This window comes from Streptomyces sp. NPDC020983, assembly GCF_044333485.1.
Classification (GTDB): Bacteria; Actinomycetota; Actinomycetes; order Streptomycetales; family Streptomycetaceae; genus Actinacidiphila.
The window spans coordinates 382119-403635 of record NZ_JBIRRA010000009.1 but is presented as its reverse complement, the minus strand read 5'-3'; the positions used below and the strand labels follow the sequence as shown (position 1 = coordinate 403635).

Genomic DNA, 21517 nt, shown 5'->3' with positions numbered 1-21517 from the left:
CGCACGGTGCGCATTCCCGGTTTGCCCCGGCCTGTCCCGGGCAGCCGCCCCCCAGGGACGGACCGACCCCGCGAGGAGGACGACGGCGCCATGAACGACACCATCACCCACACCCCGGTCACGAGCGACACCGACCTCGCAGAACTGGGGCAGCAGCTGCGCGTCGACTCGGTCAGGGCCGCCGCGGCCGCCGGGTCCGGGCACCCCACCTCCTCGATGTCGGCCGCCGACCTCATGGCCGTGCTGCTCGCCCGGCACCTGCACTACGACTTCGCCGAGCCGGACCGCCCCGCGAACGACCACCTGATCCTCTCCAAGGGCCACGCCTCCCCGCTGCTGTACTCCGCCTACAAGGCGGCCGGCGCCATCACCGACGAGGAGCTGCTGACCTTCCGCAAGCGCGGCAGCCGTATGGAGGGCCATCCCACCCCCCGGCTGCCCTGGGTCGACGTGGCCACGGGCTCGCTCGGCCAGGGCCTGCCCATCGGCGTCGGCATCGCGCTCGCGGGCGCCCGCCTCGGCAAGCTGCCCTACCGCACCTGGGTGCTGTGCGGGGACAGCGAGATGGCCGAGGGCTCGGTGTGGGAGGCCATGGAGGCCGCCGGCATGGAGGGACTGGACAACCTCACCCTGATCGTCGACGTCAACCGGCTCGGCCAGCGCGGCCCCACCCGGCACGGCTGGGACCTCGACGCCTACGCCCGGCGGATCCGCGCCTTCGGCTGGCACACCGTCGAGATCGACGGCCACGACATCGCGGCCATCGACCACGCCATGACCGAGGCCCGCGGCACCCGGGGCGCCCCCACCGCGATCATCGCCCGCACCCGCAAGGGCCGCGGAGTGGCCGCCGTCGAGAACCAGGAGGGCAAGCACGGCAAGCCGGTCGCCGACGCCGACGAGGCCGTCCGCGAACTGGGCGGCCGCCGCGACCTGCGGGTCGAGGTCCAGCCCCCGCCGGACGCCGCCCCGCCCGAGCGCGGCGGCGGCGACCCGCACACCGCGCTGCCGCGCTACCCCACCGGCGGCTCGCCCGTCGCCACCCGCACCGCCTTCGGCGAGACGCTGGCCGCGCTCGGCTCCCTGCACGACGACATCGTGGTGCTGGACGGCGAGGTCGGCGACTCCACCAAGGCCCAGCTCTTCGCCGACGGCCACCCCGAGCGCTACTTCGAGTGCTACATCGCCGAGCAGCAGCTCATCGGCTCCGCGGTCGGCTTCGGGGTGTGCGGCTGGACGCCCTTCGCCGCCACCTTCGCCGCCTTCCTCACCCGCGCCCACGACTTCCTGCGGATGGCCGCCGTCAGCCGCTCCCGGATCAACGTCGTCGGCACCCACGCGGGCGTCGCGATCGGCGAGGACGGCCCCTCCCAGATGGCGCTGGAGGACCTGGCCATGATGCGGTCGCTGCACGGCAGCACCGTGCTCTACCCCTGCGACGCCAACCAGACCGTGCAGCTCATGACGGCGATGGCCGACCGCCCCGGCATCAGCTACCTGCGCGCCACCCGCGGCGACACCCCGGTCATCTACGGGCCGAACGACGCCTTCCCGGTCGGCGGCAGCAAGGTGCTGCGCTCCCACCCCGACGACCAGGTCACCCTGATCGGTGCGGGCGTCACCGTCCACGAGGCGCTGGCCGCCGCCGACCAGCTCGTCGCGGACGGCATCCGGGCCCGGGTGCTGGACCTCTACTCGATCAAGCCGGTCGACACCCAGGCGCTGCGCGCCGCCGCCGAGGCCACCGGGCGCTTCGTCATCGCCGAGGACCACCACCCCGAAGGCGGGCTCGCGGACGCCGTCATGGAGTCCTTCGGCAACGGCTTCCCCGCTCCCCGGCACACCCGGCTCGCCGTCTTCACCATGCCGGGCTCGGCGTCGCCCGACGAGCAGCTCGACGCCGCGGGCATCCACGCCTCCTCCATCGCCGCCGCGGCCCGCAAGCTCGTCGCGACCTGAGCCCGACCTCCGGTCCCGGGCCGTCGGGGCGTGCGACGGCCCGGGACCGCGCCATGCCCTCCCGTCCCCGGTGACGCCCGCGTGGCCCAATGGCGTCACGCCCATTGACAGCGCACCACGCGCGGCTGAAACCTTGCTCGACGTCAGCGTCGACGCAGGGGAGGGGCCGCATGGCGGCGATATCCGGTACGGGCACAGGCAGCGCGCACACGGCGGGGGAGGCGTCCCCCGGGCGTCCCGCGCGCTCCGGGCGGCGGGCGGCGGCCCTCGGCGCCGCGGCCGTCGGCGGGGCGCTCGCCCTCACCGCCGCGGCCGTCAGCCCCGCCGCCGCGCACGGCGGCCACCACGGCAGGCCGCCCGCCCACGCGGCGCCCGCCGTCGACTACGTCGCGCTCGGCGACTCCTACACCTCGGCCCCCGGCGTGCCCGCGCAGGTCGACGCGAACTGTGTGCGCTCCGACCGCAACTACCCCTCCCTCGTCGCCGCCGCCCAGCACTACCGCGGCTTCACCGACGTCAGCTGCGGCGGCGCCACCACCGTCCAGATGTGGCAGGCCCAGGGCACCAACCCGGCCCAGCTCACCGCCGTCACCCGGGACACCGACCTGGTCACGCTGCAGATCGGCGGCAACGACGTCGGCTTCGGCTCGATCATCGCCACCTGCGCGGGCCTGAGCGTCACCGCCCCGGCCGGCAGCCCCTGCAAGGACCACTACACCGCGGGCGGCACCGACCAGCTCGCCCTCAACGTTTTGCGGACCGCCCCCGAGATCGCCAAGGTGCTGCGCGCCGTCCACCGGCAGGCCCCGCACGCCCGGGTCGTCGTGGTCGGCTACCCCGACCTGCTGCCCGACCAGGGCCCCGGCTGCTTCCCCGCGGTGCCCTTCGCCGCCGGCGACGTCCCCTACCTGCGCTCCACCGAGAAGGAGCTCAACACCATGCTCCGGGCCGAGGCGCTGCTCGGCGGCGCCTCGTACACCGACACCTACGGACCGACCGTCGGCCACGACATGTGCCAGGCACCCGCCGACCGCTGGATCGAGCCGCTCACCCCCGCCCCGCCCGCCGCCCCCGCGCACCCCAACGCGGCCGGCGAGCAGGCGATGGCCGCCGCGCTGACCGGCACCCTGAACGGCCACGGGCACCGCCGCTGACCTGGTCCGCGGGTTAGGCGACCCTGAGTCGCGGGCGCGCGCGGCGTCATGGATCATCGACCCATGCCGGTCCTGATAGCCGCGTGCGCCTTCGCCATGACACTCGTCGGCGGAGTCGTCGCCCACCGCATCGGAGACCGCCGCCACCTCGTCCTCGGGCTCGCCGCCGGACTGATGCTCGGTGTCGTCGGTTTCGATCTGCTGCCCGAGGCGCTGGAGACCCAGCCGAGGGTCGTCCTCGGCGTGCCGTCGGCGCTGCTGATGTTCGTCGCCGGGTTCCTCGCGCTGCACGTCATCGAGCGCGCGGTCGCCATCCACCGCGCCCACGAGGGCGAATACGCCCCGCACGCGCACGGCCACGGGCACGCCCACGACCCCGTCAAGGGCATCGGGATCACCGCGGCCGCGGCACTGGTCGGCCACAGCGTCATGGACGGCTTCGCGATCGGCGCCGCCTTCCAGGCCGGCAGCACCGTCGGCATCGTCGTGGCCATCGCCGTCGTCGCGCACGACTTCGCGGACGGCTTCAACACCTACACGATCACCCGCATGTACGGGAACGGGCAGCGGCGTGCGCAGCTGCTGCTCGGCGCGGACGCGCTCGCCCCCGTGGCCGGCGCCGCGGTGACGCTGGCCTTCACCATCCCCTCCGGGGCGCTCGGCCTCTACCTGGGCTTCTTCGCCGGCTTCCTGCTCTACCTGGCGACCTCGGACATCCTGCCCGAGGCGCACAGCCCGCACCCCTCCAGCTCCACGCTGCTGTGCACGGTCGCCGGGACCGGCATCATGTGGCTGGTGATTGGTCTCGCTGACTGAGCTTCTTGGCCGCCGCGCGCGCCGCGGACCGGGAGGTCGCCGTGGCCTGCTTGGTCACGTCCGCCACCAGCTCCACGACGTCCGAGCCGTAGGACTGGGAGTTCACCACCTTGAGCAGCAGGCAGAACGTTCCGTCCACCCCGTGCTTGCGCGCCAGCCGCACGTGGTGCCGGGCCAGGTAGCGCGCCGCCGCCTGGGTGGCGATGCCGCGCTGGCCCGAGAAGAGGAAGACCGGACGGTCGTTGCCGGTGTCGCCGGCCGCCGCGAGCCGCGCCAGGAGCACGTACTCGACCGAGCCCTTCTCCATCTCGTACGCGCTGCCGCCGATGGTGATCGCGCCCTGCAGCGGGCCGGGCGCGGGATCGGTGTTGACCTCCACGCCCGGCAGCATGGAACGCAGATGGGCGGCCAGCCGGGAGTTCTCCACCGGGCCGCCGACGCAGAACTCGGTGCGCGCACCGAAGCCCTGCCAGGACGTGTCGTGCGCCAGCACCTCCGTGTGCGCCCCGCACTCCTGGATCACCGCGGCCAGCTCCAGCAGGGCGAAGGCGTCGTGCCGGGCCAGGCTCCAGCCCCGCGAACCCGGGTCCCTCGGCACCACCAGCAGGCACTCGGAATCCGTCGGCAACCCGAAGAACCGCTGCTTGCGCCGCAGCCTGCGCTTCCACAGGTAGCTGCGGGCGAACCAGCCGGCCGCCACGCACACGGCGGCGGCGAGCAGGCCCAGGACGAGATTCCGGAGGTCGTCGCTCATGGCGGGGCATCGTAGCGTTGTTCGAGTGGTGCCGACTACGGGCCGGACCGGGCCCTGCCCGCGGCCCCGCCGGGGGCACAGCGGGGGTCAGGCGGGCGGCAGCGCCAGGATCTCGTCCGCCGTGCCCGTCTCGCCCAGCCGCGGGAAGAGCGTCCCGGCGGCGCGCTCGTGCGCCGCGAGGCCGGTGCCGGTGACCGCGTCGGTGGCCACCGTGAACGTGGCAGCCGTGCTCGTATGCGTCCCGTGCGGTGAACTCCACGCCGATGCTGGTGGACATGCCGCACAGCACGATCTGCGTCACGCCGCGGCGGCGCAGCCCCCTGTCCAGGCCGGTGCCGTGGAAGGCGCCCCACTGGCGCTAGGAGACGGTGACGTCCTCCGGCTGCCGGTCCAGCTCGGGCACCGGCTCCGTCCACGCCGCCGGGAAGGACGCGGCGGTGGCCCCCGTCGGTGCGGCCGGGTGCCACGCCCGTGACGTTCACCCGGCACGAGCGGCAGCCCGGCCTTCCGGACACCGGCCGCCGGCCGCGCGCTGCGGGCGGCGACGCCCTCCGCCGGGTGCGCGGTCGGCAGCGGCGATGCCGCTCTGCAGGTCGATGACGACCAGGGCAGTACGGCGGTCGAGAGTGGTCGCGGTCATCGCGGGGCATCCCCTGAGGGGTTGCTGTCGTGCGGGGTCTCCGCCAGGCGGTGGAGCAGCGGGAGCGCCGCCGCGGGCGTGCGGCGCTCCTCCGGGGTGAGCCGGCCGTCGATCGCCTCCGCCAGCCACCCGCGCCGGGCCGCGCGGCCCGGCCCGAGCAGGCCGCTGCCACTCGCGGTCAGCGAGAAGACCACCTGCCGGCCGTCGGTGGGATGCGACGCGCGCGACGAGCCCGCGTTCCTCCAGGGCCGCGAGCGTCATCCGCACGGACTGCGGCCCGGCCGGCTCGCCGCGCGCCGGCCCGGCGGTCGTCGCCGGCCCCTCCCGGGCCGGCCGCCCCCCTCAGCTCGGCCTCCGCGGAAGCCGCGCGCAGCCGCCGCCCCAGCCGTGCGACGACGGTGGCCAGCTCATCCGCGGTCCCGGGGTTCGTGCTGCTCACGCGGTCGCGGGAGGAGCGGGACGGGCAAACGTGCACGTTGCCTGTCGAGTGCGGGGAGCCGGCTGCCCGGCGGCGCCTCGCCGCGCGGTGCCCGTCCGGAGGGGACAGCGGGGCGGGACCGGCCGTCGGCGGGGCCGCGGCACCCGGTGGCGGACCGGCGGGACGGGCCGCCGGACGATCGGTCACCGGGCGAAAACGCTACGTAGCAGCGCCGTAACGCGACGGGTGTGCAATGCCCTGTCGTGTCCGGCGCGCGGCAGACGCGGGTGCCCGGGCGCGTCCCACTGCGCCCGATTGCCTGGCGGCGGCCGACGGAGGAGCTGTTGACACCGGAATTCCTGCACTGCTTCCGCTCCATGATCCACGCGCTGGGCGACCGGCCCGGATGGTACGCGGAGTACGCCCGGCGCGACCCGGACGCCGCCCGCGCGCACGAGACCGGGCACGAGGTGCCGCCCTGGGACGTCGTCCGCACGGTCCTGCGCGACCTCGCCCGCAACGCCGGTGCCTCCGACGCCGGGCCGGCGGACGTCGGGAGGGTGCACGTCCTGCACGGCGCCGCCGTCGCGGCGGAGGACGCCCGCCCCGGCGCCGGCGCCCGGCTCCACGCCCGCCTCGCCGCCGCGCAGCACGCGCACGAGGCGGCCGCCGCCCGCGCCCGGGACGCGGCCCGCGCCCACGCGCGCCGGCCGAGCGCCTCCCGCGCGAACTTCCTGGTCTGGGCCCAGGACGACCTGGAACGCGCCGCCGGCCGCCGGGCCGCACTGCGGGACCGGCTGGACGCGGTGCTCCCCCCTGCGCAAGCGCCCGAGCCCGCCCGGCGGCCGCAGGGCGCGCGGTACGCCGGGGCGTACGGTGCGGCGGCCGCCGCACCCGTGCAGCAGGCCGCGGGCAAGCCCGTTCCGCCGCTGCGGGGTGCGCGGTTCGCGGGAGCCGCGGCGGAAGGGGGTGGGGGCCCCTCCGCGGAACCGCGGGGTGCGCGGTTCGCGGGTGCCGCGGCGCCGCGGGGCGCCCGCTTCGCCGGCGCGCCGGAGGAGGCCGTACGGCCCGGGCCGCCCGCGCCCGACCCGCGGTGGACGGCGGAGGCCCGCGCCGAGGCCGCCCGGCTCCTGCAACTGCGGGCCGCAGGCGACAGCGGGGCGGCCTACCTCGCCCTCAGCGCCGCCGCGCAGGGGCCCGCCGAACGCATCCCGTACGTCGTCCGGGCCCTGGAACGCACCGGGCTCACCGCCGACGCCGGGACCCTGCTGTGGGAGGTCGCGGCCCTGCCACCCGCCGGGGTCGCCGCGGCCGCGGCCGCGCTCGCCGCGGACCGGCGGGACGAGCACGCCCGTACGCTGCTGCACCAGACCGCCGCCCGGCCCCCGGCGGAGGTCGCGGTGGTCGCCGACCTCCTGCACTCCGCCGGGCACACCGGGGAGGCCGCGGAACTCCTCGAAACGGTCGCCCGCGCCCGTCCCGCGGACGCCGCCGCGGACATCGCGCGCGCCCGCCCCGCCCTGACCGCCCTCCTCCTCGCCGCGGCCGCCCGCGTCGCCCCACCCTGCCGCCGCGACCTCGCCGCCGCCCTCCTCCGCGGCTGAGCCCCCCCGGGCGCCTCGGCTCCGGTGGGGGAGCGCCGGGTGGGGTGGGGTGCCTGGCGGGGGTGCGGGGGACTGTGCGCGTAGGCGGGGTCTGCGGAGGGTTCCGGTGGCGGGGAGGTGGCAGCCGGTGGGTGTCTCGGCTCCGGTGGGGGTGGACGCCTGGCGTGGTGGGGTGCCTGGCGGGGGTGCGGGGGACTGTGCGCGTAGGCGGGGTCTGCGGAGGGTTCCGGTGGCGGGGAGGTGGCACCCGGTGGGGTGCCTCGGCTCCGGTGGGGGTGGACGCCTGGCGTGGTGGGGTGCCTGGCGGGGGCGCGGGGGACTGCGCGCGTAGGCGGGGTCTGCGGAGGGTTCCGGCAGCAGAGAAGCGGCAGCCCGTGGGGCCGCGGGGAGCCCCCGCCTGGCCCGGCGAGCCCCGCCGGGGTGCGGGGAGGCCCAACGCCGGGCCGCGGCGGCGAAAGGCCCCGTCCTTGGGGCCCTGCCTCAAGGACGGCTGGTGTCGAGTTGCGTGAAGCGCGCCTCCGCGGAGCGGAATGCGGCGCCGCCTACGCCGAAGGGCTGGCGGAAGGGCTGGTTGAGCTGCGCGGCGAGCACGATCGCGAAGGCCACCGCCGCCCCGGCGAACCCCACCGCCACGAGGTGGCGCGGCGCGGCCGTGAGCCCGAGCACCGCCGGGAAGGTGAGCAGGAAGGCCCCGGAGACGACCATCGCCACCCACACCACCCGCGGGATCCCCGCGGTGACCGCGGCGGCGCGGTCGGACCTGGTCTCGTACACCGTCGCCAAGGACGCCTGCGCCGCGGTCTTCGCGGCCTGCTCCTCCGGCCGCGCCGCGGTGGCGCTGCGGACAGCCGCCCGCACCTGGTCGAGCGCCTCCCAGGTCGCGGGGCTGGTCCGTCCGCGGGCGAGCTGCGGGTACTCGATGTCGCGGACGTCCCCGGTGTACGTCCGCAGCAGCCCGCGTACCGCGTCGCGGTCGGCGGGGGCGAGCCCGCCCGCGGCCCAGTACGTGTCGGTGAGGGCCCGCGCCTCGTCGTACGTACCGGAGCGCGCGTTGCCCAGCGCGGACCAGCTGCCCGCGACCTGGAAACCCGTCAGCAGGATGAACGAGCTGAGCAGCACCGCCCCGACCAGGGACAGGCCGTTGCCGGAGTCGCCTTCGGGGGCGGGCACCCGGCGGCGTCCGAGCAGCCAGCCCGTGGTGAGGGCGAAGACGGCGCCGCCGAGCGCGGAGAGGACGAAGAGGAGGTAGTGCGGCATGGCGTTCCCAGGGGTGCGACGGGGAGGGGCGGGTCCGGGGGTCAGCGCCGCCGCCGGAACGTGCGGTAGGGGACGGCCGCGAGGACGGCCGGCAGCAGTACGGCCACCGTCGTGAGCAGCCACCATCGGGCGGTGCCGTCGTCCTCGGCGCGCCGGTACGGGGCACCGCCCGGCGGCGGGAGGGCGAGAACGTCCGTGGCGGACGGCGACGCGGCCGCGCGGGGTGCGCGGCCGGGGCCGGGGCCGTGACCGGCGGACGGCTGCGGCTTTCCCCGGACCGCCCCGGGCGTGTACGCGGCGGGCCGCGGGGCCTGGGCGGTCGGTTCGGGCGGCGCGGCGGACGGCCCGGCGGGCGGAGAGTCAGGCGGCGCGGCGGGCGGTGGCGCGGACGGTGCCGGGGAGACCGTCGCGGGTGGAGGGGGAGCGGGTGTCGCCGGAGAGGTGGGCGGCGGCGGAGGGGGGACGGTCGGCGGGGCACCCGGGCGGGGGCCGCACGGGCCGCCCACCCGTACGGTCACCCGCCCGATCGGCAGCAGGATCCCGCCCACCCGGACGACGACCTGGAGCCGCCCGTCACGGCCGCACACGACCACGGTGACCCCGAGAGGCCCGTGCGCGGGCGAGGGAGCGGGTGCGGACGCCGCGGAGGGGCCTGCGGCCAGCAGGAGTGCGGCCGCGGCGCCCGCGGCGAGCGGCCACCGCGGGCGGCGTGCAGCTTTCACGAACATCACGGTAAAAGCTGATATGCGGTCAGGTCAGGGGATTGCCGGAGTCTGGCGTGAATCGACCAGCCCGTCAGGCGCGGTTCGAACACCCCGCCCACCGGTTGCGGCCACCGAGAGCCCGGGCCCTCGAACACGACCGTCACCATCCGGCCACGTCCGCTGCCGCCTCCCCGGGGGGTCAGGGGCGCGGGGAACTGCGCGTCCGGCTCCGAGCGCCACCCGGGTGCCGCGCCCGGCCGCCCGCGGCGGGGTGGCCCCGCCCCACGGGGGCCCGCGGGGCGAAGGGCGAGCCGCCGCGGCCGCGGGAGGGCGGGGTCCGGCGTGCAGCGCCCCACGGCGAGTGGGCCGTACGGGTCAGCCCTCGGCGACACAGCGGGTACTCCCGCGCGCGGGCGCACCGCGCGCGCCACAGTGGGGCGACGTGACGCCGCGCCAGAGGGGGCACCAGCCGCATGAGCAACGTCGTACGCGCCGCACTGGTCCAGGCGGCCTGGACCGGCGACACCGACTCGATGATCGCCAAGCACGAGGCGCACGCCCGCAGCGCCGCCGAGCAGGGCGCCCAGGTCATCGGCTTCCAGGAGCTGTTCAACGCCCCCTACTTCTGCCAGGTGCAGGATCCCGCGCACCACCGCTGGGCGGAACCGGTGCCGGACGGGCCCACCGTCCGGCGGATGCAGGACCTCGCCCGCGAGACGGGCCTGGTGATCGTCGTGCCGGTCTTCGAGATCGAGCGGCCCGGCCTGTACTACAACACCGCCGCGGTGATCGACGCGGACGGCAGCTACCTGGGCAAGTACCGCAAGCACCACCTGCCGCAACTGCCCGGCTTCTGGGAGAAGTTCTACTTCCGGCCGGGCGATCTGGGCTGGCCGGTCTTCGACACGGCCGTCGGCCGGATCGGCGTCTACATCTGCTACGACCGGCACTTCCCCGAGGGCTGGCGGGCGCTGGGGCTGGCGGGGGCCCGGCTGGTGTTCAACCCGAGCGCCACCAGCCGCGGCCTGTCGGCGTACCTATGGCGGCTGGAGCAGCCCGCCGCGGCGGTGGCCAACGAGTACTTCGTGGCGGCGATCAACCGCGTGGGCCGCGAGGAGTACGGCGACGACGACTTCTACGGCACCAGCTACTTCGTCGACCCGCGCGGCCGCCTGGTGGGCGGGCCGGCGTCCGCGACGGACGAGGAACTCCTCGTCCGGGACCTGGACTTCGGCGTGCTCGAAGAGGTCCGCAGAGAGTGGGCCTTCTACCGCGACCGGCGCCCGGACGCGTACGGCATCCTGACGGGGGCGTGACGGGGTGGCCACCGCGACCGCAGGCACGCACGAGGCCCTGCACGCCCGGCACCGCGCGGTGCTGCCCGACTGGCTGGCCACGTACTACGCCCGGCCGATCGAGCTGACACACGGTGAGGGCCGCCATGTGTGGGACGCCGAGGGCAACCGCTACCTGGACTTCTTCGGCGGCATCCTCACCACCATGACCGCGCACGCGCTGCCCGAGGTCACCGCGGCGGTCGCCGCGCAGGCAGGGCGGCTGCTGCATTCCTCCACGCTCTACCTGAGCAGCCAGGCCGTGGAGCTGGCGGAGCGGATCGCGCGGCTGTCCGGCATCCCCGACGCCCGCGTCTTCTTCACCACCTCCGGCACCGAGGCCAACGACACGGCGCTGCTGCTGGCCACCGCCCACCGCGGCTCCAACCAGGTGCTGGCGCTGCGCAACAGCTACCACGGCCGCTCCTTCAGCGCGGTCGGCGTGACCGGCAACTCGGCCTGGTCGCCGACGAGCCTGTCCCCGCTCCAGACGCTGTACGTGCACGGAGGGGTGCGCACCCGGGGCCCGTACGCGCACCTGACGGACGCGGAGTTCGTGACGGCGTGCGTCGCGGACCTGGAGGACGTGCTCGGGCAGGCGGGCGGCCGGGTGGCCGCGCTCATCGCCGAACCGGTGCAGGGCGTCGGCGGGTTCACGATGCCGCCGGACGGGCTGCTGGCCGCCTTCAGGCAGGTGCTCGACAAGCACGGCATCCTGTGGATCACCGACGAGGTGCAGACCGGCTGGGGACGTACCGGCGACCACTTCTGGGGCTGGCAGGCGCACGCGGCGGCCGGGCCGCCCGACGTCCTGACCTTCGCCAAGGGCGTCGGCAACGGCATGTCGATGGGCGGCGTCGTGGCCCGCGCCGAGGTCATGAACTGCCTGGCCGCCAACTCCATCTCGACCTTCGGCGGCAGCCCGGTGACCGCCGCGGCGGCGCTCGCCAATCTGGAGTACCTGGTCGGCCACGACCTCCAGGGCAACGCCCGCCGGGTCGGCGGCCTGCTGCGGGCCCGGATCGAGGCGGCCGCCGCGCGGCTGGACGTGGTGCGCGAGGTGCGCGGCCGCGGCCTGATGCTCGGCGTCGAGCTGGTCGTGCCGGGTACCGACCGCCCCTCGGCGCGGGCGGCGGAGCTGGTCCTGGAGGCCGCGCGGGAGAACGGGCTGCTGGTCGGCAAGGGGGGCAGGGCGGGCAACGTGCTGCGGATCGCCCCGCCCCTGTCACTGACCGTCGCCGAGGCCGAGGAGGGCGCGGACGCCCTGGAGGCGGCGCTGGCCGCGGCCCGGCAGGAGTACGCGCAAGGGGCCGGGGTATGACGGCACGCACCCTGATCCGCGGCGGCCTCGTCGTCACCGCCGCGGAGGAGGTGCACGCCGACGTGCTGATCGACGCGGGCCGGATCGCCGCGCTCGCGGCGCACGACAGCGACGCGGCCGCGTCCCTCACCGCCGACACCGTGATCGACGCGACCGGCCGCTACGTCGTCCCCGGAGGTGTGGACGCGCACACCCACATGGAGATGCCCTTCGGCGGCACCACCGCGTCCGACACCTTCGAGACCGGCACCCGGGCCGCCGTGTGGGGCGGCACCACGACGATCGTGGACTTCGCGGTCCAGGACGTCGGCGGTTCGCTGCGCGCGGGCCTGGACGCCTGGCACGAGAAGGCGGACGGGCGCTGCGCGGTCGACTACGGCTTCCACATGATCGTCGCCGACGTCCACGACCGGACGCTGCGCGAGATGGACGCCCTCGTCGAGGAGGGCGTCACCAGCTTCAAGCTGTTCATGGCCTACCCCGGCGTCTTCTACAGCGACGACGGCCGCATCCTGCGCGCCTTCCAGAAGGCCGCGGGCAACGGCGCGCTGCCGATGGTGCACGCCGAGAACGGCATCGCCATCGACGTCCTGGTCCGGCAGGCGCTGGAGGCGGGACGGACCGGACCGCGCGTGCACGGCGAGGTGCGGCACGCGCTGCTGGAGGCCGAGGCGACGCACCGCGCGATCCAGCTCGCCCGGGTGGCGGGGTCCCCGCTCTACGTCGTCCACGTCTCCGCCGAGCAGGCCCTCGCCGAGCTGACCGCCGCCCGCGACCTGGGACTCCCGGTCTTCGGTGAGACCTGCCCGCAGTACCTGTTCCTGTCGGCGGACCGGCTCGCGGAGCCGGACTTCGAGGGCGCCAAGTACGTGTGCAGCACCCCGCTGCGGCCGCGCGAGCACCAGGCGGCGCTGTGGCGCGGACTGCGCACCGACGACCTCCAGGTGGTGTCCACCGACCACTGCCCGTTCTGCTTCGCGGGGCAGAAGGAGCTGGGCCGCGGCGACTTCTCGCGCATCCCCAACGGCCTGCCCGGCGTGGAGCACCGGATGGACCTGCTGCACCAGGCCGTGGTGGAGGGCAGGCTGAGCCGCCGCCGGTGGATCGACGTCGCGTGCGCCGCGCCCGCCCGGATGTTCGGCCTCTACCCGCGCAAGGGGACGCTCGCGCCCGGCTCGGACGCCGACGTCGTCGTCTACGACCCGCACGCCGGGCAGACCCTCTCGGCGCGGACGCACCACATGAACGTCGACTACTCCGCCTACGAGGGCCGCACCCTCACCGGCCGCGTCGAGACGGTGCTCTCGCGCGGCGTCCCGGTGGTCGACCGCGGTACGTACGTGGGCCGCGCCGGGCACGGCCAGTACACCCCGCGGGGCCTGTGCCAGTACCTGTGAGCCGCCCGGCCCGGAGGTCCCGTCCCGACCAGCGAGGAGCGCGGCCATGCACTTCGGCCTCGTGCTGCAGACCGATCCGCCCGCGTCCGACGTCGTCGCGCTCATGCGGCGCGCCGAGAGCCGGGGCTTCAGCCACGGCTGGACGTTCGACTCCGCCGTGCTGTGGCAGGAGCCCTTCGTCATCCACAGCCGCATCCTGGAGCACACCGAGCGGCTGACCGTCGGCACCATGGTCACCAATCCCGCCACCCGCGCCTGGGAGGTGACCGCCTCCACCTTCGCGACCCTCAACTCGATGTACGGCAACCGCACCGTGTGCGGCATCGGCCGCGGCGACTCGGCGATGCGCGTGGCCGGCCGCCCGCCCGCCACGCTCGCCCGGCTCGGCCGCGCCGTCACCGCCATCCGCGACCTCGCCGAGGGCCGCGAGGCCGTCGTCGACGGCACCGTGCTGCGGCTGCCGTGGGTCGAGGACGGGCGGCTGCCGGTGTGGATGGCCGCGTACGGGCCGAAGGCGCTGGCGATGGCGGGGGAGCTGGCGGACGGCTTCATCCTGCAGCTCGCCGACGTCCACCTGACGGCGTGGATGGTCAGGGCCGTGCGCGCCGCGGCGGAGCGCGCCGGGCGCGACCCGCGGTCGGTGACGGTGTGCGTGGCCGCGCCCGCGTACGTGACCGCGGGCGCCGCGCCGGGCGACCTGGCGCACGCCCGCGAGCAGTGCCGCTGGTTCGGCGGCATGGTCGGCAACCACGTCGCCGACCTGGTCGCGCGCTACGGGGAGCACTCCGCCGAGGTGCCCGGGGAGCTGACCGCGTACATCCGGCAGCGGCAGGGCTACGACTACGCCCACCACGGCCGCAGCGGCAACCCGGACACCGCGTTCGTCCCGGACGCGATCGTGGACCGCTTCTGCGTCATCGGCCCCCCGGAGGCGCACGTGGCCCGGATGCGGGCGCTGCGCGGGCTGGGCGTCGACCACTTCGCGCTGTACGCGATGCACGACGCCAAGCAGGCCACCGTCGACGCCTACGGCGCGTACGTCATCCCCGCGATGGCGTGACCCTGCCACATGCTCCGGGGTCCCGAACCACGCGGCCCCGCCGTCTGGTTGGATGGGCCGCATGGGCAACGGAGTCGGTGCGGTGACCGGTGGGGCGGAGGCGGCGGGCGGCCCGCGCGCCTTCCGCGGTGGCGCCGGAGCGGGCGCCCGCGGCCGGGCGGAGGTCGCGCCGTGAGGCGGGCCGTGGTCGCGGACGCGGTCGTCGTCGGGGCGGGCCCCAACGGGCTGACCGCCGCCGTCGAACTGGCCCGCGCGGGCCTGAGCGTGCAGATCTACGAGGCCGCGGACACCGTCGGCGGCGGGGCCAGGACCGAGGAGCTGACGCTCCCGGGCTTCCGGCACGACCCGTGCTCGGCCGTCCACCCCTTCGGTGTCGGCTCGCCCGCCTTCCAGGCGCTGCCGCTGGCCCGGCACGGGCTGGAGTGGCTGCACCCGCAGCTGCCGATGGCGCACCCCTTCCCGGACGGCACCGCCGCCGTCCTCGCCCGCAGCGTCGGGGAGACGGCCGCCTCGCTCGGCGCCCGCGACGCCGGCACGTACCGCAGGCTGATGGCGCCCTACGTCGGCCACTGGGAGTCGATCGCCGCGGACTTCTTCCGGCCGCAGTGGTCCGGGATGCCGCGCGACCCCTACCGTTTCGCGCGCTTCGGGCTCACGGGCGCCCCGCCGCTGTCGCTGCTCGCGCTGCGCTTCCACGACCGGCGGGCGCGCGGGATGCTCGCCGGGCTCGCCGGGCACGCCATCACGAAGCTCAGCCAGCCCTTCACGGGGGCGATGGCGCTGATGTTCGCGCTCGCCGGGCACGAGCGCGGCTGGCCCGTCGCACGGGGCGGCTCGCAGGCGATCTCCGACGCGCTCGCGGGGTACCTGACCGAGCTGGGCGGGGTGATCCGCACCGGCGTGACGGTCCGCAAGCTCGACGAGCTGCCGCCCGCCCGCGCCTACGTCTTCGACACCTCGCCGACCGCGCTCGCCCGGATCGCGGCCCTCGGCGACGCCTACCGGCGCTACCGCTACGGCCCTTCCGTCTTCAAGATCGACTACGCCCTCGACGGCCCGGTCCCGTGGACCGCCCCCGAGGCGCGGCGGGCCGGCACCGTGCACGTCGGGCCGACGTACACCGAGATCGGCGACGCCCTGAACCGCGCGGTCACCGGGCGCCCGCCGAGCACCCCGTTCCTGATCACCACCCAGCCGAGCGTGGTCGACGCCTCGCGGGCGCCCGAGGGCAAGCACGTCTTCTGGGCCTACGGGCACGTGCCGAACGGCTGGCACGGCGACGCCACCGACGCCGTCGAGCGGCAGATCGAGCGTTTCGCCCCGGGCTTCCGCGACCTGGTGCTCGCGCGCGCCGTCACGGGCCCCGCCGGGCTCGCCGCGCGCAACGCCAACTACGTGGGCGGCGACATCGCGTGCGGCGCCTTCTCGGGCCTCCAGACGGTGCTGCGCCCGCGGCTCGCCGCGATCCCGTACGCGACGTCGCGTCCGGGCGTCTTCCTGTGCTCGTCCGCGACCCCGCCGGGGCCGGGGGTGCACGGCATGAGCGGCCACAACGCCGCCCGCGCGGTGCTGCGGCACCTGCGCCGCGCGGCGGCCCGGCGCTGAAGCGCAGGGCCGCCGCGCGGCGGGAGGCGGGGCGTCAGCCCGCGTACGGGGACTGGCCGGGGGCCGCCTGCGCGGGGTAGCCGGGCTGCGCGCCGTAACCCGGCTGCACGCCGAACCGCACCTCGGACAGCGCCTTCTTGTAGATGACCTTGGCCATGTAGCCCGAGCCGAAGAAGATGTTCTGCACCACGTACCAGAACTTCTCGGCGCCGGTCATCTGGACCAGGCCGTAGTCGCTGAGGGCCTTCTTGACCGGGACCTTGGCGAAGTAGCCGGCGCCGAAGGCGATGCAGTGCAGGACGTACCAGAAGCTCTCGGCCGACGTGGTCTGGCCGTTGCCGAGCTGCTGGGTCTGGGGCTGGGACATGGTGGAGCCTTTCGCGGTGCGCGAGTGCGCGCTGGGGACAGTGCGGCCCGGGCCGCACATTGCCTGCGGCAACCCGCAGTTCGCCCGCGCCGAGTGGGAAGCTTAGGGGTAAATGTTGCCCTCCGTCGCCGAATTGCCTGCTGTCCCCGATCGCCGGACGGGAACGGGCGTGATTCCGGGCCCTCGCCCGCGGCGGTCACCGAGGTGCCGGGGGGCGCCGCCCTCCGGGCCGCCGGGACGGGAGACGGGATCCCGGGGGGACGCGGTCGCCCGCGTGGGCGTCAAGTAGTGTGTCCCGGCATGACCGAACCCGGGACCGAGATCAGCGAGGACCTCGTCCGCGACCTGCTGCGGGACCAGCATCCGGACCTCGCCGCGCTGCCCGTCCGCGAGGTGGCGGGCGGCTGGGGCAACCAGATGTGGCGCCTCGGGGACGAGTTGGCGGTCCGGATGCAGCGGATGGACACCGGCCCCGAGGCGCAGCTCAAGGAGCGCCGGTGGCTGCCGGTCCTGGCCTCGCGCCTGCCGCTGCCGATCCCGGTCCCGGTGCGGGAGGGCGTCCCGTCCGCGCGCTTCCCCAAGGTCTGGACCGTCATGACATGGGTCGAGGGCACGCCGCTCGACCACGGCTCGATCACCCGCGGCGACCATGCGGCCGACGTCCTGGCGGCCTTCCTCGGGGCGCTGCACGTGGAGGCGCCCGCCGAAGCACCGGGCGCCTCGGACCGCGGCGGCCACCCCGGGGAGTGCACGGAGGGCTTCGAGCACTTCCTCAGGGCCGTGGATCTCGGCCACGTCGCCGAGGACGACGTCCGGGCCGTGTGGGACGACGCGGTCGCGGCTCCCGGGTGGGAGGGCCCGCGCGTGTGGGTTCACGGCGACCTGCACCCCGCGAACGTCGTCGTCGCGGAGGGGACGCTGGCGGGGGTCGTCGACTTCGGCGACGTCTTCGCCGGGGACCCGGCCTGGGACCTCGCGGCGGCCTGGGTGCTGCTCCCCGCGGGGGGCGCCCCGCGGTTCTTCGACGGCTACGGGCGGGCCGACGAGGCGGCGGTCCGGCGGGCGCGCGGACTGGCCGCGATGAAGAGCCTGTTCCTGATGCTGATGGGCCAGAACGGGGACCGCGGCCTGCCGGGCGGGAAGCCGGGGTGGGGGCCCGCGGGGCGGTCGGCGCTCGACCGTGTCCTGAAGGGCCTCTGACGCCGTCACGGACCGGCCGGCCCCGGCCCGGCCCGGACCGGTGCACGGACACCGGTGCCGCGCCGTGCGGCCGGCTCCCGGACCGCGCGGGCGAGGCCCGGGGCCGGCGGGGGCGCGCCTCCCGTCGGCGCACGCTCCCGGGCGAACGGACCCCGGCCCCCGCGTACACGGGCGCGGTTGTGGGCGGCGCGGGGGGAAACTAGTCTTACCCGTCAGTAAGTTTACTCTGGAGTAAGGACGGTGGACCGATGGCCGCACTGGACGACCTCGACCTGGAGACCCTGGACTTCGGCACGGTCGAGCCCCGCGACTTCGCCCGGATCGTCAAGGGCCTGCCCGCGGCGCGGATCGCCGAGCTGATGGCCGGGCCGCAGCGCCGCCGGGTCCTCGACGAGGTCTTCGGACGCATGCACACCCTCTTCAAGCCCGACGCCGCCGCGGGCCGCGACGCCCTCGTCCGCTGGCGCATCACCGCCGCGGACGGCGGGCCCGACGACGTCTACGAGACCCACATCGGCGGCGGCGCCTGCACCGTCACCCCCGAGCGCACCGACCGCGAGCCGCAGCTCAGCCTGGTCATGGCGGCACCGGAGTTCCTCAAGCTCGTCTCCGGCAACGCCTCGGGGCCCACCCTCTTCTTCACCCGCAAGCTCAAGCTCAAGGGCGACATCCGGCTGGCCGGCTCGCTCACCTACTTCTTCGACATCCCCAAGGCCTGACTCCCCGCCCTGCGGTCGCGGCACGCCGGGAGGACGGCGGCCAGTACGGCGGCGCCGGTGAGGGTGAAGGCCCAGGAGTAGCCGGTGCCCGCCGCGAGCCAGCCGAAGGCGGCGGCGCCCGCGCCCATGCCGGCGTCGTAGGCGGCGTTCCACACCGCGCTGACCGTCGCGTAGCCGGACGCGGGCACGCGCGCGTACATGAGCGTCAGCGTCGCGTTCTGCGCCACGCCGAAACCGGCGCCGAACACCACGGCTCCGGCGACCACGGCCACCCGGCTGCCGGTCGCCGCCATCAGCAGCGTTCCGGCGGCGGACAGCAGCAGGGCGGGGAGGACCAGCACGGCCGGGCCGTGCCGGTCGCCGTGACGCCCCGCCAGCCAGCGGGCCGCGGTCGCCGCCGCGGAGTGCGCGAAGAGCGCGAGGGCGACCAGCCCCGGCCGTGACGGCAGCGCCAGCGGCAGGAAGGTCACGACGACGCCCGCTGTCGCGGTGGTCGCCGCGAAGACCACCGCGGGCCGCCGCAGCCCGGGCGCGCGCAGCCCCTCCGCCAGGCCGACCGGCCGGCCGGCGGCCCGGATCCGGTCGGGCAGCCCCGGTACGGACGGCAGTGCCGCGAGCGTCACGACGGCCGCGGCCGTGAAGACCGCCGGGTATCCCGCGTGCGCCGTCAGCCACGGGCCCAGCGGCAGCGCCACCAGACCCGGCACCCCCGAGACGAGCCCGACCAGCGCCAGCCCCTCACCCCGGCGTTCGGCCGGGATGAGCGAGGCCGTCAGGGCGCCGCCCGCGACCACGGTGAAGGCGAACCCCAGACCGCGCAGCAGGCACACCCCGAGGATCCAGAACGGTCCGCGCGCCGCGTCCAGCACCAGCGCCGGGGCGCCCAGCAGGAACAGCCCGGCGGCCAGCACGGTCCGGTAGCCGAGGCGGCCGGCCAGCGCCGGGGTGACGACCTCGCCCGCGACCGTCGCGAGCATCAGCACGCCGGTCACCAGCCCGGCCGCCCCGCCGCCCCCGCCGTGTCCGGCGGCGTAGCCGGGAACGACCGGCAGCAGCAGGTAGAAGCCGGCCGAGGCGCCCAGGATGGAGGCGAAGCGCAGCAGGAGCGGCCGCGTCACCAGCGGGGGGCGGGGCGCGGGAGGGCGGTGGGCCGAGTCGAGGATGTCCGTCACACCGCGACGCTAAGCGTCCTTCCGGCCCGCCGGTAAGCTCCGGTTGCATGCCGCTGGAGTGGGCCGGTTCGTCCCCCGAACTACTGCTGGCCGTCGACCGGACCAGCCGCGAGCCGCTGCGCGCCCAGCTCGAACACGGGCTGCGGGCCGCGATCAGGACCGGACGGCTGCGGGTCGGCGAACGCCTGCCGTCCTCCCGGGAGATGGCCCGCACCCTGCGCCTCTCCCGGGGGCTGGTGCAGGAGTGCTACGCCCAGCTGCAGGCCGAGGGCTACCTCGTGACCCGCCCCGGCTCCGCGACCCGGGTCGCCGCCGGGAACGCGCAGGCGCCGGCCGCCGTACGGGAGCGGGCCGCGCCCCCGCGGCTGGTGGCCGACTTCCGGGCGGGCGTGCCGGACCTCGGCGCCTTCCCCGTCCAGGACTGGATCTGGGCCACCCGGGAGGCCGCCCGCGCGATCCCGTCGAGCGCACTCGACTACGGCGACCCGCGGGGCAGCGCCGAGCTGCGCGAGGTCCTGGCCGGCTACCTGCGCCGGGTGCGCGCCGCCGCCGCGGATCCGGAGCACCTCGTCGTCTGCAACGGCTACGCGCAGGGCCTCGCCCTGGCCCTGCGCGTCCTCGCGGGCACGGGGGTGCGCACGGTGGCCTTCGAGGACCCCGGCTCGCCGGCCGCCGTCCGTGCGGCCGCAGCGGCGGCGGGCCTGCACGCCGTCCCGGTGCCCGTCGACGAGCACGGCCTCGACGTCACCGCCCTGGAGGCCACCGGCGCCCGCGCCGTCGTGGTCACCCCCGCCCACCAGTGGCCCACCGGAGTCGTCCTCGCCCCCGAACGGCGGCTCGCGCTCGCCGGGTGGGCCCGGCGGCGCGACGCGGTCGTCGTCGAGGACGACTACGACTCCGAGTTCCGCTACGACCGCGAACCGGTCGGCGCGCTCCAGGGCCTGGCGCCCGACCGCGTCCTCGCGATCGGGACCGTCAGCAAGACCCTCGCCCCCGCGCTGCGCATCGGCTGGGTGCTGTGCCCGCCCGCCCTCACGGGGGCGCTCACCGGGCACAAGGACCTCAGCGACCGCGGCACGGCCACCCTCGACCAGCTCGCTCTGGCCCGGCTGATCGCGTCCGGCCGCTTCGACCGGCACCTGCGGCGGATGCGGGTCCGCTACGCCGCGCGCCGCGCCGCCCTGCTCGACGCGCTCGCCGCACACGCCCCCGGACTGCCCGTGACGGGCCTGGCGGCGGGCTTCCACGCCGTCGCCCGGCTGCCGGCGGGCGTCACCGAGCACGACGTCGTCACCGCGGCCCGTCTCCGCCGCGTCGGCCTGTACGGCGTCGGCCCCTGCCGCGCGGACCCGGCCGCCGGACCCGCGCAGATCGTGCTCGGCTACGGCAACGTGGGCGAGCGGGCCGTCGCCGAGGGCATCGCGGCCGCCGGCGGCCTGCTCGCCGGCCGGGCGTAGCCGCCGTCAGCGGCCGGCGCCGGCCGCCGGGCGGCCGTCGACGAGCTCCACGGGCCCGCGTCCCGAGGCCAGTGCCTCCACCGCAGCCCGCACGGCGCCCGCGGTGTTCGGGGTGAGGTAGTGGTGCACGTCGGCGGGGTCGACCAGCTTCCAGGAGTCCAGCTCGCTCTCCTGCAGGCGTATCGAGGCGAGCTGCTCGCCGGTCAGCACCCCGCCGTCGAAGAGGAAGGTCACCGAGGGCGGACGCACCGGTCCCGCGGTCGTCCACCCCATCGCCAGCAGCGCGCCCGGTTCCACGTCCAGCCCGATCTCCTCCACCGACTCGCGGCGCGCCGCCTGCCGCGGGGTCTCGTTGGCGTCCGACTCGATCGTGCCGCCCGGAAGCGTCCAGGCCTCACGGTAGTTGGGCTCCACGAGCAGGACCCGGCCGTCCGCCGAGCGGAAGAGCATGTTGGCCCCGGCGAGAATCCTCGGCAGCCCGGCGATGTACGTCGCGAAATCGGTCGTCATGCCTCGAATCTACGGTCCACCGCCCCGCGGCGCGGGGCACCCGGCGCAGCGGGATAGGGTCCGAGCTGC

19 protein-coding genes and 1 pseudogene are annotated in these 21517 nt (G+C 76.1%); 12 read left to right on the top strand and 8 right to left on the bottom strand.

The window, feature by feature from the left end:
* The first annotated feature begins 90 nt into the window (after positions 1-90).
* From ACH4SE_RS22720 to ACH4SE_RS22710, 3 genes are all read left to right on the top strand, one after another.
* Positions 91-1959, top strand: coding sequence for a transketolase (locus ACH4SE_RS22720; protein ID WP_398545241.1), 1869 nt, complete (start codon positions 91-93; stop codon positions 1957-1959).
* Positions 1960-2129: 170 nt separating this feature from the next.
* Positions 2130-3113 (top strand): SGNH/GDSL hydrolase family protein, encoded by a 984-nt coding sequence (locus ACH4SE_RS22715; RefSeq protein WP_398545240.1) that lies wholly within the window; start codon positions 2130-2132, stop codon positions 3111-3113.
* 63 nt (positions 3114-3176) lie between these two features.
* Positions 3177-3929: a ZIP family metal transporter gene (locus ACH4SE_RS22710; protein WP_398545239.1), complete on the top strand. Its 753-nt coding sequence runs from the start codon at positions 3177-3179 to the stop codon at positions 3927-3929.
* Here ACH4SE_RS22710 and ACH4SE_RS22705 read toward each other — a convergent pair.
* From ACH4SE_RS22705 to ACH4SE_RS22695, 3 genes and pseudogenes are all read right to left on the bottom strand, one after another.
* Positions 3898-4683, bottom strand: coding sequence for a hypothetical protein (locus ACH4SE_RS22705; RefSeq protein ID WP_398545238.1), 786 nt, complete (start codon positions 4681-4683; stop codon positions 3898-3900). The two genes, ACH4SE_RS22710 and ACH4SE_RS22705, sit on opposite strands and share 32 nt — an antisense overlap.
* A gap of 87 nt (positions 4684-4770) precedes the next feature.
* Positions 4771-5323: pseudogene (locus tag ACH4SE_RS22700) on the bottom strand (isochorismatase family protein).
* Positions 5320-5517 carry a hypothetical protein gene (locus tag ACH4SE_RS22695; RefSeq protein ID WP_398545237.1) on the bottom strand — a complete coding sequence of 66 codons (198 nt, stop codon included), beginning with the start codon at positions 5515-5517 and terminating at the stop codon, positions 5320-5322. Before ACH4SE_RS22695 ends, ACH4SE_RS22700 begins: the two are co-directional and overlap by 4 nt.
* Before the next feature lie 568 nt (positions 5518-6085).
* Here ACH4SE_RS22695 and ACH4SE_RS22690 point away from each other — a divergent pair.
* Complete coding sequence (locus ACH4SE_RS22690; protein ID WP_398545236.1) at positions 6086-7345, top strand: hypothetical protein; 1260 nt, start codon at positions 6086-6088, stop codon at positions 7343-7345.
* A gap of 480 nt (positions 7346-7825) precedes the next feature.
* Here the strand turns inward: ACH4SE_RS22690 and ACH4SE_RS22685 are convergent, their stop codons facing one another.
* Together ACH4SE_RS22685 and ACH4SE_RS22680 are read right to left on the bottom strand one after the other, a co-directional pair.
* Positions 7826-8602: a hypothetical protein gene (locus ACH4SE_RS22685; protein ID WP_398545235.1), complete on the bottom strand. Its 777-nt coding sequence runs from the start codon at positions 8600-8602 to the stop codon at positions 7826-7828.
* A gap of 41 nt (positions 8603-8643) precedes the next feature.
* Positions 8644-9324, bottom strand: a complete 681-nt coding sequence (locus tag ACH4SE_RS22680; RefSeq protein ID WP_398545234.1) for a hypothetical protein — start codon at positions 9322-9324, stop codon at positions 8644-8646.
* A 455-nt stretch (positions 9325-9779) separates the two neighbouring features.
* Here ACH4SE_RS22680 and ACH4SE_RS22675 point away from each other — a divergent pair, with 455 nt between their 5' ends.
* The 5 genes from ACH4SE_RS22675 (at position 9780) to ACH4SE_RS22655 (ending at position 16023) form a co-directional block, all read left to right on the top strand.
* Entirely contained in the window at positions 9780-10622 is an 843-nt protein-coding gene (locus tag ACH4SE_RS22675) for a nitrilase-related carbon-nitrogen hydrolase (protein ID WP_398545233.1), read from the top strand.
* A gap of 4 nt (positions 10623-10626) precedes the next feature.
* A complete protein-coding gene (locus ACH4SE_RS22670; protein ID WP_398545232.1) occupies positions 10627-11961 on the top strand; it encodes an aspartate aminotransferase family protein in 1335 nt (444 codons plus the stop codon).
* A complete protein-coding gene (gene hydA / locus ACH4SE_RS22665) occupies positions 11958-13358 on the top strand; it encodes a dihydropyrimidinase (RefSeq protein WP_398545231.1) in 1401 nt (466 codons plus the stop codon). The genes ACH4SE_RS22670 and hydA overlap by 4 nt, the downstream gene beginning before the upstream one ends.
* 46 nt (positions 13359-13404) lie before the next feature.
* A complete protein-coding gene (locus ACH4SE_RS22660; protein ID WP_398545230.1) occupies positions 13405-14418 on the top strand; it encodes a TIGR03842 family LLM class F420-dependent oxidoreductase in 1014 nt (337 codons plus the stop codon).
* 171 nt (positions 14419-14589) lie between these two features.
* Positions 14590-16023 (top strand): phytoene desaturase family protein, encoded by a 1434-nt coding sequence (locus ACH4SE_RS22655; protein ID WP_398545229.1) that lies wholly within the window; start codon positions 14590-14592, stop codon positions 16021-16023.
* Between the two features lie 34 nt (positions 16024-16057).
* Here the strand turns inward: ACH4SE_RS22655 and ACH4SE_RS22650 are convergent, their stop codons facing one another.
* The gene (locus tag ACH4SE_RS22650) at positions 16058-16390 is read right to left on the bottom strand and encodes a hypothetical protein (RefSeq protein ID WP_398545228.1); all 333 of its coding nucleotides are present in this window, start codon (positions 16388-16390) and stop codon (positions 16058-16060) included.
* A gap of 300 nt (positions 16391-16690) precedes the next feature.
* On the opposite strand from ACH4SE_RS22650, the gene ACH4SE_RS22645 reads away from it, so the two are divergent.
* Together ACH4SE_RS22645 and ACH4SE_RS22640 are read left to right on the top strand one after the other, a co-directional pair.
* Entirely contained in the window at positions 16691-17590 is a 900-nt protein-coding gene (locus ACH4SE_RS22645; RefSeq protein WP_398545227.1) for an aminoglycoside phosphotransferase family protein, read from the top strand.
* 248 nt (positions 17591-17838) lie between these two features.
* Complete coding sequence (locus ACH4SE_RS22640; RefSeq protein WP_398545226.1) at positions 17839-18309, top strand: SCP2 sterol-binding domain-containing protein; 471 nt, start codon at positions 17839-17841, stop codon at positions 18307-18309.
* On the opposite strand, the gene ACH4SE_RS22635 is transcribed toward ACH4SE_RS22640, so the two are convergent.
* Positions 18282-19481 carry an MFS transporter gene (locus tag ACH4SE_RS22635; RefSeq protein WP_398545225.1) on the bottom strand — a complete coding sequence of 400 codons (1200 nt, stop codon included), beginning with the start codon at positions 19479-19481 and terminating at the stop codon, positions 18282-18284. The genes ACH4SE_RS22640 and ACH4SE_RS22635 overlap by 28 nt on opposite strands.
* A gap of 47 nt (positions 19482-19528) precedes the next feature.
* Here ACH4SE_RS22635 and ACH4SE_RS22630 point away from each other — a divergent pair, with 47 nt between their 5' ends.
* Positions 19529-20938: a PLP-dependent aminotransferase family protein gene (locus ACH4SE_RS22630; protein WP_398545224.1), complete on the top strand. Its 1410-nt coding sequence runs from the start codon at positions 19529-19531 to the stop codon at positions 20936-20938.
* A gap of 6 nt (positions 20939-20944) precedes the next feature.
* Here ACH4SE_RS22630 and ACH4SE_RS22625 read toward each other — a convergent pair whose 3' ends face one another.
* Entirely contained in the window at positions 20945-21448 is a 504-nt protein-coding gene (locus tag ACH4SE_RS22625) for an NUDIX domain-containing protein (protein ID WP_398545223.1), read from the bottom strand.
* Positions 21449-21517: the final 69 nt, after the last annotated feature.

Excerpts from the sequence above, each read along its gene's own strand:
- ACH4SE_RS22685 (WP_398545235.1), bottom strand. The coding sequence starts at position 8,602 with ATGCCGCACTACCTCCTCTTCGTCCTCTCCGCGCTCGGCGGCGCCGTC.
- ACH4SE_RS22630 (WP_398545224.1), top strand. The coding sequence starts at position 19,529 with ATGCCGCTGGAGTGGGCCGGTTCGTCCCCCGAACTACTGCTGGCCGTC.
- ACH4SE_RS22715 (WP_398545240.1), top strand. The coding sequence starts at position 2,130 with ATGGCGGCGATATCCGGTACGGGCACAGGCAGCGCGCACACGGCGGGG.
- ACH4SE_RS22640 (WP_398545226.1), top strand. The coding sequence starts at position 17,839 with ATGGCCGCACTGGACGACCTCGACCTGGAGACCCTGGACTTCGGCACG.
- ACH4SE_RS22710 (WP_398545239.1), top strand. The coding sequence starts at position 3,177 with ATGCCGGTCCTGATAGCCGCGTGCGCCTTCGCCATGACACTCGTCGGC.
- ACH4SE_RS22720 (WP_398545241.1), top strand. The coding sequence starts at position 91 with ATGAACGACACCATCACCCACACCCCGGTCACGAGCGACACCGACCTC.
- ACH4SE_RS22625 (WP_398545223.1), bottom strand. The coding sequence starts at position 21,448 with ATGACGACCGATTTCGCGACGTACATCGCCGGGCTGCCGAGGATTCTC.
- ACH4SE_RS22650 (WP_398545228.1), bottom strand. The coding sequence starts at position 16,390 with ATGTCCCAGCCCCAGACCCAGCAGCTCGGCAACGGCCAGACCACGTCG.
- ACH4SE_RS22705 (WP_398545238.1), bottom strand. The coding sequence starts at position 4,683 with ATGAGCGACGACCTCCGGAATCTCGTCCTGGGCCTGCTCGCCGCCGCC.
- ACH4SE_RS22660 (WP_398545230.1), top strand. The coding sequence starts at position 13,405 with ATGCACTTCGGCCTCGTGCTGCAGACCGATCCGCCCGCGTCCGACGTC.
- ACH4SE_RS22645 (WP_398545227.1), top strand. The coding sequence starts at position 16,691 with ATGACCGAACCCGGGACCGAGATCAGCGAGGACCTCGTCCGCGACCTG.
- hydA (WP_398545231.1), top strand. The coding sequence starts at position 11,958 with ATGACGGCACGCACCCTGATCCGCGGCGGCCTCGTCGTCACCGCCGCG.
- ACH4SE_RS22675 (WP_398545233.1), top strand. The coding sequence starts at position 9,780 with ATGAGCAACGTCGTACGCGCCGCACTGGTCCAGGCGGCCTGGACCGGC.